The 19,302-nt window shown below is 42.3% G+C and carries 16 protein-coding genes; 13 read left to right on the top strand and 3 right to left on the bottom strand.

Going from position 1 to position 19,302, the window contains the following annotated elements; all coding sequences use genetic code 11:
- Positions 1–9: 9 nt before the first annotated feature.
- Positions 10–258: a hypothetical protein gene (locus ACFG4S_RS17115; RefSeq protein ID WP_392536009.1), complete on the top strand. Its 249-nt coding sequence runs from the start codon at positions 10–12 to the stop codon at positions 256–258.
- Positions 259–833: 575 nt separating this feature from the next.
- Here the strand turns inward: ACFG4S_RS17115 and ACFG4S_RS17120 are convergent.
- Positions 834–1,301 carry a hypothetical protein gene (locus ACFG4S_RS17120; RefSeq protein WP_392530271.1) on the bottom strand — a complete coding sequence of 156 codons (468 nt, stop codon included), beginning with the start codon at positions 1,299–1,301 and terminating at the stop codon, positions 834–836.
- 505 nt (positions 1,302–1,806) lie between these two features.
- On the opposite strand from ACFG4S_RS17120, the gene ACFG4S_RS17125 reads away from it, so the two are divergent.
- Together ACFG4S_RS17125 and ACFG4S_RS17130 are read left to right on the top strand one after the other, a co-directional pair.
- Entirely contained in the window at positions 1,807–2,631 is an 825-nt protein-coding gene (locus ACFG4S_RS17125) for a Uma2 family endonuclease (protein ID WP_392530272.1), read from the top strand.
- A gap of 685 nt (positions 2,632–3,316) precedes the next feature.
- On the top strand, positions 3,317–4,561 hold the full coding sequence (locus ACFG4S_RS17130; RefSeq protein ID WP_392536010.1) for a protein kinase: 1,245 nt from the start codon (positions 3,317–3,319) through the stop codon (positions 4,559–4,561).
- Positions 4,562–4,898: 337 nt separating this feature from the next.
- Here ACFG4S_RS17130 and ACFG4S_RS17135 read toward each other — a convergent pair whose 3' ends face one another.
- A complete protein-coding gene (locus ACFG4S_RS17135) occupies positions 4,899–5,807 on the bottom strand; it encodes a DUF3365 domain-containing protein (protein WP_392530273.1) in 909 nt (302 codons plus the stop codon).
- Positions 5,808–6,260: 453 nt separating this feature from the next.
- Between ACFG4S_RS17135 and ACFG4S_RS17140 the strand changes: the two genes are divergently transcribed.
- Together ACFG4S_RS17140 and ACFG4S_RS17145 are read left to right on the top strand one after the other, a co-directional pair.
- Complete coding sequence (locus ACFG4S_RS17140; protein WP_392530274.1) at positions 6,261–8,159, top strand: protein kinase; 1,899 nt, start codon at positions 6,261–6,263, stop codon at positions 8,157–8,159.
- A 213-nt stretch (positions 8,160–8,372) separates the two neighbouring features.
- Positions 8,373–9,266 (top strand): hypothetical protein, encoded by an 894-nt coding sequence (locus ACFG4S_RS17145; protein WP_392536011.1) that lies wholly within the window; start codon positions 8,373–8,375, stop codon positions 9,264–9,266.
- A 211-nt stretch (positions 9,267–9,477) separates the two neighbouring features.
- On the opposite strand, the gene ACFG4S_RS17150 is transcribed toward ACFG4S_RS17145, so the two are convergent.
- Positions 9,478–10,191, bottom strand: a complete 714-nt coding sequence (locus ACFG4S_RS17150; RefSeq protein ID WP_392530275.1) for a peptidoglycan-binding protein — start codon at positions 10,189–10,191, stop codon at positions 9,478–9,480.
- Between the two features lie 276 nt (positions 10,192–10,467).
- Between ACFG4S_RS17150 and ACFG4S_RS17155 the strand changes: the two genes are divergently transcribed.
- The 8 genes from ACFG4S_RS17155 (at position 10,468) to ACFG4S_RS17190 (ending at position 19,274) form a co-directional block, all read left to right on the top strand.
- The gene (locus ACFG4S_RS17155; RefSeq protein ID WP_392530276.1) at positions 10,468–11,943 is read left to right on the top strand and encodes a hypothetical protein; all 1,476 of its coding nucleotides are present in this window, start codon (positions 10,468–10,470) and stop codon (positions 11,941–11,943) included.
- A gap of 194 nt (positions 11,944–12,137) precedes the next feature.
- Positions 12,138–12,599 carry a ribosome maturation factor RimP gene (gene rimP / locus ACFG4S_RS17160; RefSeq protein ID WP_392530277.1) on the top strand — a complete coding sequence of 154 codons (462 nt, stop codon included), beginning with the start codon at positions 12,138–12,140 and terminating at the stop codon, positions 12,597–12,599.
- 193 nt (positions 12,600–12,792) lie between these two features.
- Complete coding sequence (nusA, locus tag ACFG4S_RS17165) at positions 12,793–14,067, top strand: transcription termination factor NusA (RefSeq protein WP_392530278.1); 1,275 nt, start codon at positions 12,793–12,795, stop codon at positions 14,065–14,067.
- Between the two features lie 261 nt (positions 14,068–14,328).
- Positions 14,329–14,598, top strand: coding sequence for a YlxR family protein (locus ACFG4S_RS17170; RefSeq protein WP_392530279.1), 270 nt, complete (start codon positions 14,329–14,331; stop codon positions 14,596–14,598).
- A 90-nt stretch (positions 14,599–14,688) separates the two neighbouring features.
- Entirely contained in the window at positions 14,689–14,928 is a 240-nt protein-coding gene (locus ACFG4S_RS17175) for a hypothetical protein (RefSeq protein WP_392530280.1), read from the top strand.
- Between the two features lie 135 nt (positions 14,929–15,063).
- A complete protein-coding gene (infB, locus tag ACFG4S_RS17180; RefSeq protein ID WP_392530281.1) occupies positions 15,064–18,207 on the top strand; it encodes a translation initiation factor IF-2 in 3,144 nt (1,047 codons plus the stop codon).
- A 129-nt stretch (positions 18,208–18,336) separates the two neighbouring features.
- Entirely contained in the window at positions 18,337–18,972 is a 636-nt protein-coding gene (locus ACFG4S_RS17185; RefSeq protein ID WP_392530282.1) for a low-complexity tail membrane protein, read from the top strand.
- A gap of 104 nt (positions 18,973–19,076) precedes the next feature.
- Positions 19,077–19,274 (top strand): hypothetical protein, encoded by a 198-nt coding sequence (locus tag ACFG4S_RS17190; RefSeq protein ID WP_392530283.1) that lies wholly within the window; start codon positions 19,077–19,079, stop codon positions 19,272–19,274.
- Positions 19,275–19,302: the final 28 nt, after the last annotated feature.

Here is a 19,302-nt window from a genome sequence, read left to right on the forward strand (position 1 = left end):
CGAGTTCTCATAACTCTTAACCGTGACGACTTCATTGCTTTACATAGTAGCGGCATTTCTCACAACAACATCATTATCTACAAAACTGATAAAGACTATGTAGGGCAAACTCAAACACTTCACGCCTACCTGCAAGATATCAAGTCGCAAAGTCTTGCTTGGGCGATGACACTGCAAAATCGCCTCATTCGTGTCAAAAAGCAGAACCAGCCCAAATCCAGCAAACAAGTTTTCATCATCCAAGAATACTTAAGATAAGCATCAAAGTGTTTACTTAAGCGCTTATTTTCAAACATTAAAGTCTCTGATACCAATTTAACGTGAAGTTGCACATATCTTGATCCCCCTAAATCCCCCTTAAAAAGGGGGACTTTAATAGATGTTTTTCTGGTTCCCCCCTTCTTAAGGGGGGCTAGGGGGGATCGAATTATATGCAGCTTCATAAAAAATTGGTATGATACTCAGTGCATTACGAAACTGCTAGATAATTTTTTGTCGTGACTATCTTCAATCTCAGGCGTTAGCGTAGCTTACCGTAAATATCACTCTTTAACCTTGAACGTTTCAGTTCTAAACACAAATACTTTAACTTTAAACCAAAACGTTCTCATTCAAAACCAGAACATTCTCACCTAAAACGACACTATTCTCGTTTAAAACCAGAACATTCTCACCTGAAACGACACTATTCTCGTTTAAAACTAAAACGTTTTCACTTACAACAGCAAAATTTAAGCTCTGAACTCGGAGTTTTTCATTTGAAACTCAAATACCCAAGCTCAGAGCTATAAATTTTAGGTTTTTAGGTAGAAGCGTTGAGTTAATTTCTCGACTTATGAACTTTGTGGTTGCACTTTTTTAGCTTTCCGGGCAAATCTGCGTCCTAAATCATCAACCATTGACTCTAAACCCGCGCCTTTACCACTGACTTTCGCATAGTTATATACCATCAACCCCGCCGCATAAGCTTCGCTACCAACAGCCACAGATGTATCATCCACCAGTTCTTGCAGTTGCGTCAACGACAGCAAAATGGGATACAGGGCTTCAAATAATTCGATATCTTGGCGCATTTCATTCAAATCAAAAGAACGAGGTAAGAAGTCAGGGTTTTGGGTACCGATTTCCAACGCCTTACTCACAAACGCCCGACTCTTATCCCCCAGCTTCGGTAAAGCTTTACGCTCCTCCGTTGTCAAATCAATCAAGAACGGTAACTTTTCGCGGATAGTAGTAATAGCTTGCATCACGGCTTCCCTGTCTGCGGAGGAAAGTTTTGCACTGACTTTATTATCTGCCATTTTTCATACACCTTTAATGGTACTAAATTCAGTATTCCCCAAGTAATTTAGGCAGTAATAGTTATTTATCAGCAATTAAGAAAAATTTTTTATACTTTTAAATAAGTGATATCTCGCTAATTACCAACCTTGAGCAAGTTTCACCATTAGAGTCCAGTGGCATTTGACTCAAGCAAGCCGAACATTTAGAGATAATAGTAGCAGAGGTAATCTCAAAATTTGGCGTTAGCAGAGCGGTACACTAGCACTTCGCGGCTAGTTGTGAAATAACATTATTACTTCTATAGCAATCCTATTTGATTGCGTGAAAAAACTCAGTACACATCTATTCGTTTCTGTTCCTTATTCCCTATTCCCTCTTAGAAGCTGTGAATTTAGCATAATAAGTACAGTAGAGCCATAGTTCCTTATTCCCTATTCCCTCTTAGAAGCTGTGAATTTAGCATAATAAGTACAGTAGAGCCATAAAAGTAATAGCCGAAAAATATCAAACCCAATTTTGATTATGACTTCTTCTCCCCATTACATCCCTCAATCTGACCCGCCGCTTCCTCCTTGGGAAACACTACCAACGATGTATGATTTACCAAGTGATAACCCAGAGGAACCAGGTTTGCCAGACGATTTTCACTTTTTACAACCCTTACTTTTATACTTAACTTTTCAGCCCATTAACTGGAATCCCGAACTAGTTTACAGTGCGGCTGACCTTAATCTCTACTATGATTTACAGCATCCTTTGTGGTATAAGCGCCCAGATTGGTTTGGTGTGGTAGGCGTAGGAAAATTATACAAAGGGCAAGACTTACGGTTAAGCTATGTAACTTGGCAAGAACCAGCAAATCCCTTCGTGGTTGTTGAGTTATTATCTCCAGGTACGGAAGACGAAGATTTAGGCACAAGAAGAGAAAGTGCAGCAGATAAACCTCCTAGCAAATGGGAAGTTTATGAGCGAATTCTGCGGATTCCCTACTACGTTGTTTTTAGTCGCTATACTAATGAACTTCGGGCTTTTCAGTTAGTCGGCGGTCACTATGAACCGATAAATTTAACTGAAGGACGCTTACTAATGCCAGAAATAGATTTAAGTTTAGGCTTATGGCAGGGTTCATTTCGAGATATTGAGAGGTTGTGGTTGAGGTGGTTCACCTTGACAGGAGAATTAATTCCCGCACCCACAGAGGAAGCTGCTGCTGCAACGGAACGAGCTATGATTGCAGAACAAGAAGCTACAGAAGCTAAACAAGAAGCTAAAGAAGCTAAACGAAAAGCGGAACAACTGGCAGAACGTTTGCGTCAATTAGGACTGAATCCTGATGATTTAGATTAATTATTGTAACTATAGATATATTTTTATTATTGTTTTATCAATTTATGTTAACAATCGAGTTCTTCCATGCATAAAAGAAGCAGTTAATCCAGTTAATTAAAGTATAGAGGTCGAAATTCTTCGATACGCAGCATAATTTTCTAAAGGAATTATCTGTACTTGAAGCTTCTATATCCGATACTGAGGTAGCCATCTAATAGCAATTTTCAATTGCAAAAAAGTTAATTTTTGAGAGCGATCGCATATTCACTACTTGAAATACATATAATATTTACTTCTAGAAGTTTATAGCAACTTCAGTTTTGCAAAAAAACTATGATGTGATGCTATATGCTAGCTGTTCCCAACTTTAGTAGCAATTGGGTTACTAGGGGTAAGGTAAGGTTAAACAGCAAATCCAAATGGTGATGCCGAAAACACTCGCAGACATTACCGCAGACACTGGTTATATTCCGACTGCTAAAATAAATATTTAAATACGAGTAGTATAAAAAGTACTCAAGTAAAAATTGTCTATTTGGTCACACAAGACCATTAAAAGATTGTAGAAAAGTGTATTTCCTAGTTTTGACAGTGGTGCTAATCTCTATTTTAGAGATGATATAAGTCTTTATCTGCTAGAGTTTCTTACTTTCAGCAAACTAAATAATCTATGAATAATAAAATCGCTAGGAGTGCGATGATGATGTCACAGTCCCCTTTGACAAGACCAGAAATAGCTGCTGGAACTCTAATCGATAACCGCTATATTATTCAAAAACTTCTGGGACAGGGAGGATTAGGACGAACTTACTTGGCGTTTGATACTCGTCGCTTTAATGAAGCTTGTGTCCTCAAAGAATTTGCACCCATTGGCACAGGAGAAAGTGGACTAGAACAATATCGAAACTTATTTAAAAGAGAAGCAAAAATTCTTCACCAACTGCAACATTCTCAAATTCCTAAGTTTTTGGCTTGCTTTGAAGGAGATGGCCGGCTGTTCTTAGTACAAGAATATGTTGATGGGAAAACGTATTCTCGGCTACTGGGAGAACTTCAACGTCAAGGAAGAAATTTTTCGGAAGAGGAAGTTATACAGTGGCTAAAAAATCTGCTTCCTGTATTAGAATATGTCCACGAGCATAATATTATTCATAGAGATATCTCTCCTGACAACATTATGTTACCCGATGGCAATGAACTGCCAGTGCTGATTGATTTCGGTGTCGGTAAGCAAATAGCTGATGTGAATGAGGGGAGAAGTTCTAATCACCAAGTGACCTTTGTCGGGAAAATGTCCCTAGTAGGAAAAGTAGGATACGCTCCCCGCGAACAGATTAGCTTGGGTTTATGTTCTCCCTCTAGCGATCTTTATGCTTTGGGAGTAACAGCTATTGTACTGCTCACAGGTCGAGATCCATCCTTATTAATGGATCAGTACTCTTTAGAATGGAACTGGCGCTATTATGCTTATGTTAGCGATCGCTTCGCTCAAATACTCGATCGTATGTTAGCAGATAGACCCAACAAACGATACCAAACAGCCAGAGAAGTGATCACAGATTTAGAGAATCTTGTAGAACCAGAAGTAGCAATATTTCCTGCAATCACCACTGATTTACCTCCCACAGTATTTAATCCCGCATATCAGGCCATGTCGGCAATATCCCAGTCATACAACCCACCTAGTGAGACAATCTTTAGTTCACCTAGTTCATTTGCGAGTCCGCAAAATGAGCGAATTGAACAACAACCTTCGCTCAATCCAGGATTTGTCAAACACTGCCAGCAACAGCTAGCTTACCACATCGGACCAATGGCAAATCTGGTTACAGAAGAAATATTGGCTGAAAATCCTTACATTTCACCTGACCAATTTGTTGAAATGATAGCAAGAGAAATTCCTGACTTTCAAGCAGCTTTTGAATTTAGAAAAAGCTTATTATCATAGACATTTAGACATCGACTGAATTTAGGGATAATTTTAAAAATAAATGATTCAGGATTCAGTCGCTATAATTAGCTTGTTTCTATTCTGTATGACTGGTGAATAGCGCAGCAGTAGCGAGTTATATCAAGTTTGCTTGAAGATAGACTTATCATTAGGACTGAAATGGATATACAGAGACACGGGGAAGTGGAGATTTTTGAATAATAAGTGATGATGCCAACTTGATATTATCGAGCGTTGGAAATAAAGGTGTTTAAATCCCCCACTAGATAAATATGCGGATTTAGTGGTTAAGTTTCCTAGTGGCGGTTATAAATTCTGAATTCTCTGTTTTTCTTCAATCCCCTGTACCTCCCTGAGTGCGTTTGATTCGTTTCATTGCCATTTCTAAACTTAATTGCATCCGTTTAAAAGCTCTAGCTAGATTACCAATTTCATCATTAGATATCTGCTCAAATTCAACTTCCATATGTCCCGTACTCACTTCTTCCGCTATACGAGTCATGCGTTTGAGAGGAATAACAACTTGTTGATTCAAGAAAAAGTTAACTAACAAAATAGTGGCTATAAAAATAGTTGATACAATTAAGATTATCAGCAAAGAAGATTGATTAGCTTTTCCGATCACATCATTCGCCGGTACTGATATGATTTGAGCGCCAACAATTTCATTCAGTTTCCAACCAAATCCATTAGCTGTACCATAAAGGGCAATCATACTTTGAGGTGCAGCTTCAGGTACGCTATGACACTTCAAGCAACTTTCTTCAGAAATGGGTAGCGGACGAGCAATGTAAAAGATATCTCCACCAGGAATTGAGCGAAATCCACTGTCTTGTTGCAAGCCTGATTGATTTCTAAACTTTTCGACAATTTCTGTCTCAAAACCGTCTGCTTTATCCCGAAGATTAGTGGGATTGAGAGTTGCTTCTTTATAAAAGAAGTCACGATAGTCTGTTGTTTTCCGCAAAATTTCAAATACTTCGCGTGCTGAGTATGCAGGTACACTTTGAGGCAAAAACTCAGTTGCTAATTTATCAGTTAACTCTGGATTTACTTGAGTACTGGTGTATTTACGGACAGAACTCATTGTTTGCATCAGCATCAGAGCCGTTGAACTAATGTCTTGTTTAGCATTTTCTCTCAGTAGGGAAGAAAGAGCTAATCCACTTAAACTCAGACCAGATGTCAAAATTACCAGCAGGAGAATTGTAAACTTTTGTTTCAGATTCAGATTCTTTAGCATAATTTTAGATTACCTACAAGTCAAATAATTATAAGCAAATATGGCTAAAGTCGTCGTTTACTCTAGCATGAGCGGTAAGGATAAAGGCGTGAGGGATCAAAATTCAGAATGATTAGAAAATTAAAGGTGCTGTGGCTTCTTAATTTTATTCAAATTATTAAGTTTCCGTCTCAAAATCTTCTTAATTCTGAGTTCTGGATTGTGGATTATAGATTCTTAGCCATCAGCAATTAACTTTCATCTTTTGGTGTAAATGCATAGTTTAGCTAAAACTATGAAGGTATCTCCAACTTGATACTATTAATTAATAGTAATTATTGAGGCATAAAATGTTCTCTAAGTAACTAAATTACCAAAAGCTACAACAGCAATTCCAATGCAATTCCCAGAAATTCGTATTGGCTGTTCTGATACCGTGCCAAAATAAATACCAGCAATCGTCAAATATTACTAATGGTGTGGAATCCAGGAAAGTCTTTATTCGGAGGGCGCTACATTATTGAAAGCCAACTAGGCGAAGGTGGAATTGGCATTACTTATCTTGCCATAAATCAGCAAAATCAACTGCGAGTGATTAAAACACTCAAAGAAGAAATTCTCAATCACCCCGCTTGGATACTCCACCGAAATAAATTACGGCAAGACTTCCGTGATGAAGCAGTTCGGCTGGCTGTGTGTCACCATCCTCATATAGTAAAGATAGAAAATGTCTTTGATGAGGGAAATTTGCCTTGTATGGTGATGGAGTACATCGAAGGCGAAGACTTAGGACAGCGCTTAAAGCGCACAGGAGTTCTACCAGAAGCAGAAGCGGTCTTGTATATCCGCCAAATTGGCGACGCTTTGACGTTGATTCATTCAAAAGGACTTTTGCATCGGGATCTTAAACCGCGCAACATCATGATTCGCATTGAGAAGTCAGAGGCAATGCTGATAGACTTTGGCATTTCTAGAGAATTTATTCCCAATGCAGTTCAAAGGCATACTGTGTATCGCACTCCTGGTTTTGCCCCACCTGAACAATATGAATTAGAAGCGCCACGAGGTGAATACATTGATATCTACGCCCTAGCTGCTACCTTGTATAATATACTAACCGCAGTTGTACCAACGAGTGCAGAAGATCGCCGTCACAATATTAATTTAGAACCGCCACAATATTTTAATCCCAGCATCAGCAACAGGGTAAATCAAGCTATTATGTGCGGCATGGATTTGGAGTCAACTTATCGTCCCCAGTCCGTGCAGGAGTGGTTGAATTTACTGGGTTCGTCACCAGGAGACGATGTAGCAACAATAGCATTGTCTTCAGCGAGCAAGGCTAGACAACCCTCACCTTCACCTGTGCCTGTGATGTTAGAGCGGGAGAACTGGCAATGCATACAGACCCTTAAAGGTCATTCTAGTATGGTTCATGCGATCGCCATTAGCCCAAACGGGCAATTTATTGCTAGTGGCAGCAATGACAAGACTATCAAACTTTGGCAAGTCGGTACTGGTAAGCTAGTGCGTCAAATGGGTCGTTGGTTTTCTGGTCATTCCAATATGGTTCATTCCGTCGCTTTTTGCCCAATCTCCGCAAATTCTTCTTATCAAGGAGAGTCAGGCAGAACTACTAAAACTACAGATATCAACTGGGGAATATTGGCTAGTGGTAGTTGGGATAACACAATCAAATTGTGGGATATAAACACAGGCAAAGAAATTCGTACTCTCATCGGTCATACTAATTGGGTAAATTCCGTCGCCTTTAGTCCAGATGGCAAGCTTTTGGCTAGTGGCAGTGCTGATTGCACAATTAAACTATGGCAGGTAAACACTGGTATAGAAATCCAAACTTTTACAGGTCATTCTGACTCAGTTTCATCAGTCGCCTACTCTCCAAGAACAGCTACAACCACCAACAGCCAAGATAGACAGCTTGTGGCTAGTGGTAGTAATGACTACACTATTAAACTGTGGCAAGCATACACAGGTAGAAACATTTGCACACTTACAGGACATTCGTTCTTCGTCAACTGTATTGCCTTCAGCCACGATGGGGAAATCCTTGCTAGTGGTAGTGGTGACAACACAATTAAACTCTGGCATATAAATACAGGCAAAGAAATCCAAACTTTTACAGGTCATTCTGATTCAGTTTGGTCAGTCGCCTTTAGCAGAGACAGGCAATTTCTCGTTAGTGGCAGTTGGGACAAGACTATCAAACTGTGGCATTTGCAGAGTGGCAGAGAAATCAGCACACTTACCGGGCATTCCAGCTATGTTAGATGCGTCGCCTTCAGTCCTGATGGGCAAACCCTAGTCAGCAGCGGTGATGATGACACTATCAAGATTTGGCGACGTGGGTAATTTTGAGGATGGGGGATTAGGAGTGCTGAGTTAGGAGTTTGGAGTTAGAAGTTAAGAGTTTGGAGTTTTAATTTTTAATTTTTAATTTTTAATTTTTAATTGACTTGTCCCCCCACTCCCACTTTCTCTTCTAGTCTTTCGATAGAACTGCGATCGCCAAAAACCTGTGAAAATAATGACAGTAACAGTTATTTTTGCACGATAAATAATTTTATGGGCTTTGGTATTGGTGATTTATTCTGGATTTTTCTGCTTCTTACTTCTTTGCAACCCCTTTGGCAAAAACGTCAAATAGAATATCGACGCTTACGTGCTTTAGAGGAATTCCAACAGCAACGCAAAAGCCGAGTAATTTTGCTGATTCACCGCCAAGAATCTATTAGCTTTCTGGGAATTCCCATATCTCGCTACATTACTATTGAAGACTCAGAACAGATACTGCGAGCAATTCGTCTCACTCCCCCAGATGTGCCCATTGACCTAATTTTGCACACCCCTGGGGGTTTGGTTTTGGCTACCGAACAAATCGCTAGAGCATTAATTCGCCACCAGGCAAAAGTTACAGTCTTTGTACCCCACTACGCTATGAGTGGGGGTACAATGCTTGCCCTCGCCTCTGATGAAATTGTTATGGATGCTAATGCTGTTTTAGGACCAGTCGATCCCCAACTCGGTAACTACCCAGCAGCTAGTATCCTAAAAGTAGTTGAAGATAAGCCCATCAGTGAGATTGACGACCAAACCCTAATTATGGCCGACCTCTCACGGAAAGCAATTCAGCAGGTACAACGGTTTGTACGGACTTTGCTAAAAGACAATATACCCAAACAAAAGGTTCAACCAGAAAATATCGAATCGATTATTGAAGCTTTGACAACTGGGCGGGTTACCCACGATTATCCCATCACTATTGAAGAAGCAACAGAAATGGGGCTGCCCGTAACAGTCGGACTGCCCCATTCTATTTACGATCTCATGGATTTGTATCCACAGTCACAAGGAGGACGACCAAGCGTTCAATACATTCCTATGCCTTACAACGACCGTCGTCCAATTCTACCTGTACCTAAGGGCAGACCCTTAGAAGAACCAAATCAGATTAGTTAAAGCTCATCTAAGTTGAGAACCGTAGTTTTCGCCCTCACCCTAAATCCCTCTCCCAGATCTGGGAGAGGGACTTTGAAATTCTAGCTCCCCGAATCCCATATCTGGGAGAAGGGGTTGGGGGATGAGGGCAAATCTTTTTCATCAGAGAAGAACTACAGGTTTCAAGATAGACGTGGTTTAAAGCTTTGAGGTAGAAAGTTTTTCGTAATGACTAGGGTGTAGATGTCGGTGTAGGTGTTGGTGTCTCTGTTGGCGTAGCGCTTGGTGTAGGCGTTGGGGTCTCGGTTGGCGTAGCGCTTGGTGTAGGCGTTGGCGTAGCCGTTGGTTTAGCTGTGGGTTTAGCCGTTGGTTTAGCCGTTGGTTTAGCTGTGGGTTTAGCCGTCGGTTTAGTTGTGGGTTTAGCCGTCGGTTTAGTTGTTGGTGTAGGTGATGGCTTCGCAGTTGGCTGAGTGAAGAGTGTCTTTGCTTCTTCATTCAGCTTTTGGCGGAGTGCTAAATTAGCAATTCCGGTTTCTTGCAACTGATTTTTCTTCTGATATTCCTTTATTGCCGCTTCCACCTGGGGACCAAAAAAATGATCGCGGGGAAGGACAGGATTGGGCTTCACCACTGCATTCAAATTTGTTTGCAGAATTTTGATGATGTTAGCAGCAAAAGCTTGGGTTTTTGGTCCGGCTATCCCATCAACTGGTTTTAGCTTATAACCAGTCTGAAATTCACGAATTGCCTTTTTAGCTTCGTCGTCCGTCAAAGGCGCATTTGTTACCTTGACGTTATACCCCAATCCATGCAACACAGCACGAAATTGCTCTGGTGTATAGCTACGTTGAGAGGCGGCAAAACCTGTATCTGCAACTACTATGCTAGCAGTTACCAGGCAGGTAACAGCAAAAGTAGCGCTTGATTTTCCAAATCCACACCACATATTTAAAACTCCTTTGGATTAAATCAGCAGGATTATAAACGTTAACAGCTGCATTTTAAGTTTCTTTAATAACTTTTTTCGCGCTTATTTAATGATTTTTGAATAATTTATAATTTTTTTTGTCAAAATCAACTGATTTAGAAAAAATTATTTTTGTCATCTATCAAAAGAAGTATCTTGTATTAGCAGAGATAATTGGTTGTCAAGAGCAAGAAGTCAATCTCTGAGAAAGATGATATTGAAAATCCGAAAAATTTGTATAATATAAAACAAAAAATGAAGAGCATAAAAATTCCTAAACAGCGTAGCCTTTGGTTTGAGAGAATTATGGCATTTATTGCCACAGTAAATTTAGGTTTAGTTTTGTTTAATTTAAGTTACGTACAGTGGCGGGATTTGTACTTGCAAAAACTTCCCCAAATTGTCGATATTTATGACCCCATCAAAGGTATTCAACCTCATCGAGAAACGAAAAGGTATCTAGAAACACTAGACCAATTACAAGAACAAGTCAGCCAAACAGGGTTACAGTCTGCTCAAGTCAAAACCAGGTTAGAGGAAATAAGTCGTCTGAGTAACGAGATGATTGACACTAACCCATTTGCGGGAGCGAATAAAAGTGGTACCTTAGAAAAAATCAAAAATAGGATGCGCGATCGCATCAGTAAAGAATCTGCAAAACAATCTTTTGCTACTTTTTGGAGTCAGCCGTACTTAACCCAACAAGGTTGGGCTAAAGAAATTAATTTTTTCAACCAGAGTATCCGCCCTTTAATTGCCACTAACTACTACCGTCGAATTAGCGAAAGTGGCGAATTTGTCGATGATTTCTGGATTATTGACTCAGTGTTTATGATTTTATTTGCCCTAGAATTACTGGGGCGTACTTTCTTGCTCAAACGCCAACGTCCTGGTTTAAGCTGGTTTGAATCACTGTTGTGGCGTTGGTACGACCTATTTTTACTACTACCTTTTTGGCGAGAGTTAAGAATATTACCTGTATTAGTTCGCCTCGATCAAGCAGATTTATTGAGTTTCTATTCAGTCCGCCGACAAATTAATCAGGGAATCGTTGCCAATTTTGCTGAAGAACTGACAGAAATTGTCGTAGTCAGGGTAATTAACCAGGTTCAAAGTTCAATTAAGCGGGGTGATTTAATCCGCTGGGTGTCGCAACAAGAAAATGTGCGCTCCTACATAGATATTAATAACGTGAATGAAATTGAAGCGATCGCAGCTCTTTTGCTAAAAACAATCGTCTACCAAGTACTACCCGAAATCCAACCAGCGATCGCAGCTCTTTTGCGTCACAATATCGAAACCGTCATCCATCAAGTTCCCCTCTACCAAAACCTCCAGAATCTCCCAGGCTTAGGACAAGCCCAAACCCAGCTCAGCGAACAACTAGCCACCCAAATCACAACAAACCTTTACAAAATTGTAGTTAGTGCCGTCGAAGATCCTGTTGGTGCAAAACTCACCAGTCAACTAGTACAAAGCTTCAGCGAAACCTTGGGAGCGCAAATCAAGGAAAAACACTTAGTCTCAGAAATTGAGAGTTTACTTTTTGACTTCTTAGAGGAAATAAAACTCAACTATGTCCAGCGTTTATCTCAAGAAGATATAGACCAAATTATCGAGCAAACCAGGCAGCTACGAACACAAGTATCAGTTCCAGTAGTAGTGGATAAAGGTACTGCTCTAGCAGAGAGGGGAGGGACAAGGGGACAAGGAGATAAACAAAACTCCTAACTCCTAACTCAGCACGGGCTAAACGCCTCGCTATCCATGTACAGCACTCCTAACACCCAATGATTAATGACTATCCAATAAATACGCTAAACTCGAATTAGGGCGAACTAGTATTGGTTCGTCACAAGACTTCTTGGAAGATATACCTATCGCAGGAAGTGGGTCGATGCCCACTTTTTTTATTGAATTCTCTCATGGCTCATCCCTTAGTACCACAAATTATTGATTTGGCGACACCAGTAGCAGAAGAACTGGGATTGGAACTAGTTGGCGTGGTTTTTCACACTAATCAAAGTCCACCAGTGTTACGGGTAGACATTCGCAATCCTCAGCAAGACACTGGGTTAAATGATTGTGAGATGATGAGCCGTGCCTTAGAAGCTTCCTTAGATGCTGCGGAAATCTTTCCAGATGCTTATGTCTTGGAAGTGTCCAGTCCTGGTATTTCGCGGGAATTGGTTACTGACAGGGAGTTTATTTCTTTTAAAGGATTTCCTGTTATCATCTCCACTTCACCACCCTACGACGGACAACAACAGTGGACTGGTAAGTTGATTCGCCGGGATGAAACAGCAGTTTACTTAAACCAAAAAGGTCGTGTAGTCGAAATTAAGCGCTCCCTAATTACTAGGGTGCAGCTAGACGAAGGCCGATAAACAAGTGAATAAAGGCTAGGGATTAGGGACTATCGGCTGCGGGAGTAGAGGAGCAGAGGAGTAGAGGAGCAGAGGAGCAGAGGGGAAGTTGCTGCAATTCTTTCCCCTTTGCACCCAATCTTCTCTGCCCAATGCCCCATGCCCCATGCCCAATAACCACTCTCTAGTTCCTAATTTTTAAAGGAGATTGCTTATGTCAATGGTTACTTTACCTGGATTAAAAGAATTAATTGAAAGTATTAGTCGTGAGCGCAATTTACCTCGTCTTGCAGTTCAATCAGCTATTAGAGAGGCACTACTTAAAGGCTACGAACGTTACCGTCGCGCCCAAAATTTAGAGCGCAAACAGTATGACGAAGATTATTTTGATAATTTTGAAGTAGAACTCGATATTGATGGAGAAGGATTTCGGGTTCTTTCCACCAAAACTATTGTCGAAGAAGTCAGTAACACAGACCATCAAATTTCTTTAGACGAAGTTCAACTAGTAGCTCCCGAAGCTCAGTTAGGCGACTCTGTGGTGCTGGATGTGACACCAGAACAAGGAGAATTTGGTCGTATGGCAGCCATGCAAACCAAACAAGTACTAGCGCAAAAACTGCGGGATCAGCAACGCCAAATGGTACAAGAAGAGTTCCAAGACTTAGAAGGAACTGTCCTCCAAGCCAGAGTTTTGCGGTTTGAAAGACAATCAGTCATTTTGGCAGTTAGCAGCGGTTTTGGTCAGCCAGAAGTAGAAGCCGAATTACCAAAGCGGGAACAGCTGCCCAATGATAATTATCGGGCAAATGCCACCTTCAAGGTATATCTCAAAAAAGTTTCCCAAGGTCAGCAACGGGGACCACAGTTACTAGTATCTAGAGCAGATGCTGGCTTGGTAGTTTATCTGTTTGCCAACGAAGTACCAGAAATCGAAGATGAAGTAGTACGGATTGTTGCCGTAGCGAGGGAAGCAAACCCTCCTTCTCGTTATGTAGGTCCCCGGACTAAAATAGCAGTAGACACTCTCGATCGCGATGTAGACCCTGTGGGTGCATGTATCGGAGCTAGAGGTTCCCGAATTCAAGTAGTAGTCAACGAATTACGCGGTGAAAAAATAGATGTAATTCGCTGGTCACCAGATCCAGCAACATATATCGCTAATGCCTTGAGTCCAGCGCGCGTTGATGAAGTGCGTCTCATGGACCCAGAAACCAGGCAAACCCACGTACTAGTCGCTGAAGATCAACTGAGTTTGGCCATTGGCAAAGAAGGACAAAATGTCCGTTTGGCAGCTCGTCTGACTGGTTGGAAAATTGACATTAAAGACAAAGCTAAGTATGACTATGCAGGAGAAGATGCCAAGTTTATGGCTTCCAGAGCAAAATATCAAGCCGAGCAAGATGATAGTGATTTTGACGAATTAGACGATGAAAATCAAGATCAATTAGATGATGAAGATACTTTTGATTCTAACGATGACGAATAATTTATCTAGAATCAAAGGATTTGAAATCGCAACTCTGAGAGACCCCATTCACGTTCCTCTACTCCCCTGAGCGATCTTTGTACAGTCAGGGTTGGAATTTTGAATTTTTAACAAACTTGTAGAGTTTTGCTACTGTTGATTTTAGTCCCCATATCCGATATATAAAGGATTTTTCCGAAAAGCGAGTTGGTATAAGTAAAAAATAGTCATAAAAAACTTCTTTTTACATCCAAAATGCTGAACTGAGATTGTAGAAAACCGATGAAACCAAATTATCGGCGTTGTATTAGTTGCCGCAAACTAGGCTCCAAAGATGAGTTTTGGCGGATTGTACGCGTCTTTCCATCGGGAACGGTACAATTAGATCAGGGCATGGGGCGTTCTGCCTATATTTGTCCGCAAACGAGTTGCCTACAAGCAGCTCAAAAGAAAAATCGACTAGGGCGATCGCTACATGCATCAGTGCCAGAAGCACTGTACCAAAGCTTGTTGCAACGTCTGGGTGGCAGCAATACCCAAAATCAAATTTAATTAGTAGAGGAATTATGCGAAAGCCGAATTAGTCGCGCTTTTTTCATACATATCCTCACTCGATCTTTGGGGTTAGTGCCAAAATAGTAAATGGGTGTAAGAAGCATTCAGCTCTCCTGTAAAAAGAGGGGCGGGGCAACACTCCCAGAACAAAATGTACTTGATTGTGTTGTGGAAGACTCAGAATCAGCAAAACAAAAAACTAAAAAATGGCAACTTGGTAGCGCTCAGGCGCAGTTCGGCGTCAAAGGTTTCCGTAAAAGTCTTTTATTTAAAAAATTTTTATGGTCCTCTCTCAACCATCATTCCTGGTGGGGATGCCATTATTAAACCGAAACATCTCTCTTTCCTGATTGGAGGCACCGGCAAAATCTGAACGGCTACCTAAAAACAGTAATCCAAGGATGGAGATGTCGCAAACCAGGCAGCCATCCGCTAAAACTGTAAATTAAAGGGGAAGAGTGGATGAACAACGGCAAAGTTAGAATCTATGAATTATCAAAGGAATTGAATTTGGATAACAAAGAGCTACTAGCAATTTGCGACCAGCTCAGCATTGCGGTCAAAAGCCATAGCAGCACGATTTCAGAATCCGAGGCAGAACAGATTCGCACGGCTGCCGAAAAACTTGCAGCGACAAATGTGACGCCGAAAAAGGAACTAAGTACAACCAGCCATAAACCAAATTCACTACTAAACGGCGGGCGTAACCGACCTGCTGCACCCCACAAACAGCAAATTCTGGAAATACGCAAACCCAAAATATTGAGAAATACTACATCCAACGCCCCAGAGGCGTCAGTTGCTACCAATACCCAAGCTGCTTTGTCTGAAGCTAATCCTCCCTCACCTCCACGGCCTTTCGCTACACCAGTCTCACCCATGAAACCGACAGCACCAACTCGACCTGTGCCCCGGAATCAATCTGAGACCCCAGAGCAACCTCCTGTTAAAGACTTGGAAGAAACGCCCAGTCAAAATCCAGTACAGGAAAAAATAGTTGCGGAAAAAGCGGAAAAAATAGTTGCACCTAGACCGAAACCGGAAAAACCTCAAAAGCCGCAATTAGTTGCGCCACCAGCAAGACCTGCAGCAGAAGAAGCTCAGGTGGCTGAGCAACAACCTCCGGCAGACAAACCGATTCTCAAACGCGAACGTCCACGACCAACCGAAGGCGATCGCAGCGATCATCAAATTAAGCCAAAAGTCGCCAAGCTGCCAACTGACCAGCCCTCACAAGCTGCACCACAAAGACAGCCTCGCCCCACCCCGTCACCCACAAGACCGGAGCAGGGTGGAAGTAGACCATCAAGACCATCGCCACTAGGAGACGGGCAGCGACCCCGGCCAGCACGTCCAGGTGAAGCTGTAGCAGCAGCAATGCCCATCGCTACTCCACCAAGACAGATGTCCGGAATCGGGGGTAAATCTGAAGCATTGGGTGACGATCCAATCGTACCCGATCTTCTTGATTTGAAACGCCCAACCCCACCTCGCCCATCCAAAGGCGGGAAAAAATGGGTAGAAGAAGAAATCATTGACGAAGTTAAAGAAAAGGCTAAAGCTGGCGTCAAAGGCAAGCGGGTTAAGCCAATACTTCTTGATGATGAATTTGAAGAAGACGATTTGCTCGATGATGACGATTTAGACGCGCCAGCCACTGTCCAAGTTAGTCTTTCCATCGCCCGTCCCCCCAAACCTAAAGCAACTCGACCGACACAGGCACCAGTTGCAGCCATTGCTAGCGCTCCAACTGCTAGAGGTAGTAGAAAATCTAATTCCCATCGCGACCACCAAAACCGTCGCCAAGAAGTTGAAACAAAGCGCGATCGTCCTGAAAAAGTGGTGGTAACAGGTCCGTTGACTGTGCAAGAATTGGCTGACGTTTTAGCCGTTGCCGATACAGAGATTGTGAAAATCCTGTTCCTCAAAGGTATGGCAGTCAGTATCACCCAAAATCTGGATATTCCAACTATTACTCTAGTAGGAAAAGAACTAGAAATAGAAGTCGAAACTGCCGAGCGAGAAGCAGAAGCTCGGAAAGTTACGGAAATGGTTGGTGCAGAAGACCTCGAATATCTCCACCGCCGTCCGCCAGTTGTGACAATTATGGGTCACGTAGACCACGGTAAAACAACCCTCCTCGACTCCATCCGCAAAACCAAAGTGGCTGCTGGCGAAGCTGGCGGGATCACTCAACACATTGGTGCATACCATGTGGATGTAGTACATGAAGGTCAACCGCAGCAAATTGTCTTCCTGGATACTCCTGGTCACGAAGCTTTTACAGCTATGCGGGCACGAGGAGCGCGGGTCACAGACATTGCCGTGTTAGTAGTCGCAGCTGATGATGGTGTCCGTCCCCAAACCATTGAAGCCATTAGCCATGCCCAAGCAGCCGGAGTGCCAATTGTTGTTGCAATCAACAAAATTGACAAAGAAGGCGCACAGCCAGAACGGGTAAAACAAGAACTGACTCAGTATGGTTTGACCGCAGAAGATTGGGGTGGTGAGACAATCATGGTTCCTGTGAGCGCTATCAGGGGTGAAAACCTAGATACGCTCCTAGAAATGATTCTGTTGGTAGCAGAAGTTGGAGAACTATCTGCCAACCCAGATCGTTCCGCCAAAGGAACTGTCATTGAAGCACATCTGGATAAAGCCAAGGGAGCAGTTGCTACCCTGCTAATTCAGAATGGCACCCTGCATGTGGGAGATATCTTAGTAGCTGGCTCTGCTTTCGGTAAAGTTCGGGCAATGGTAGATGACAGAGGTAAGAGAGTAGACATTGCTTCTCCTTCCTTTGCTGTGGAGGTGTTGGGCTTAAGTGATGTGCCAGCAGCCGGCGACGAGTTCGAGGTCTTCGAGAACGAAAAAGAAGCCAGAGCGCTAGCAAGCGATCGCGCCGACAAACAACGCCTATCCCGCTTGTTACAAGGACGTGTCACCCTCACAACCCTGTCAGCTCAAGCACAAGAAGGCGAGTTGAAAGAACTCAACTTGATCTTGAAGGGAGACGTACAAGGTTCCGTGGAAGCCATTGTGGGAGCGCTCAAGCAAATCCCCCAAAACGAAGTCCAAATTCGCATGCTATTGGCGACTGCTGGAGAAATCACTGAGACAGATATCGACTTAGCAGCAGCCAGTAACGCTGTAATCATTGGCTTCAACACTACCTTCGCGAGTGGCGCCAGACAAGCCGCTGATGAAGCAGGTGTAGATGTCCGGGAATACAACGTCATCTACAAACTCCTAGAAGATATCCAAGATGCCTTGGAAGGTCTTTTGGAACCAGAGTTGGTGGAAGAACCCTTGGGTCAAACCGAAGTCCGGGCCGTCTTCCCAGTCGGTCGTGGTGCCGTTGCCGGTTGCTACGTTCAATCTGGCAAGCTAGTTCGCAACTGCAAAGTCAGGGTGCGACGTGGCGGTAAGGTGATCTTTGAAGGTGTCCTTGACTCTCTAAAACGGATGAAAGAAGATGCCCGCGAGGTTAACGCTGGTTATGAATGTGGTGTTGGCATGGATAAATTCAATGATTGGGTTGAAGGTGACATCATCGAAGCCTATCAGATGGTTACCAAGCGCCGTACTCTTACCTTAACGAGATAGTGTTGAGGGTAAAATGGTTACAAGTTAGGAGTAATAAATTAGGAATTAGGAGTTAAAACCTACTAATTCCTAACTCCTAACTCTTAACTCTAAGAGTCTCCGTGTCTTTAGACGGGAGAGTTTAAAAATATGCATTCATTTCGCTCTGAACCTATTTTGTGGATTCACGTCGCTGGATTGGCGGCGTTGCCTGTTTTTTCATTACTGTGCTTATTGTTCCTGTCTGTAGGCGAGCCGTTTTTGCCAGTCTGGATGGAATTATTCTTAGTAGCCGCCATTGGTGTTGTCCCGCTGCTATGGATGCAGTTACGTCGCCCATTTTACATCTTTGGTCTTTTGGGAATAGCGCTAAAGCCAGAAAATTTGACTGAGCGGCAGCGAAAAATTCTCTGTTTAACTAATACCAAGTTAAATCGTATACTAGCCCTAGTGACATCAGTATTGTCGATTTGGGCATTGTGGCATATATATCAATTTGCTCCATTAGTAGCAAATACAGCCAAATTTTTACCCCAATGGCGCAGCCTTGCTTTAATACTTGCGGCATTAGCCTTTTTAGCCAGTAATCTATTTTTACAAATTCCCGTTAGTGTGATGCGAGTTTTAGTGACTAATGACACAGAATTTGCTGCTCTAGAACCATTATCTTTAGAAAAGATTAAACAGGATTTTACAATTTTAGGTGTGCGGGTTAATCAAATGTTGCCCCGTTTGTTTGAATCTTTGTTTGGGAAAAACAAAAATTCGCAGCAGCCCCCAGACTAAATATTATTTCATTTTTAAGATAGGGGGCAGATGAGGCAGATGAGGAACATAACAAATGCCTATGCCCCATGCCCAATGCCCAATAACCAAAGGAATGAGAAATTATGGCTCAAATTCCAGCTTATAGCGATCGCCAATTTTCTGCTGATAGTGAAATTTGGTACAGCCTCAAATCCGCGATCTCCATTAGTTCCGGTTTTCAACGCTGGCAACTAGAACGTGACGCTCAATTACAAGGACTTCGCTTAGAACAACAAGTACAAAGGTATTTACGAGAAACTTTAGAAACTCTAGCTTATTAAATCTCAACATAAGTCTTGTAAGGGATGA

The organism is Nostoc sp. C117 (assembly GCF_043099735.1).
Lineage (GTDB): Bacteria > Cyanobacteriota > Cyanobacteriia > Cyanobacteriales > Nostocaceae > Nostoc.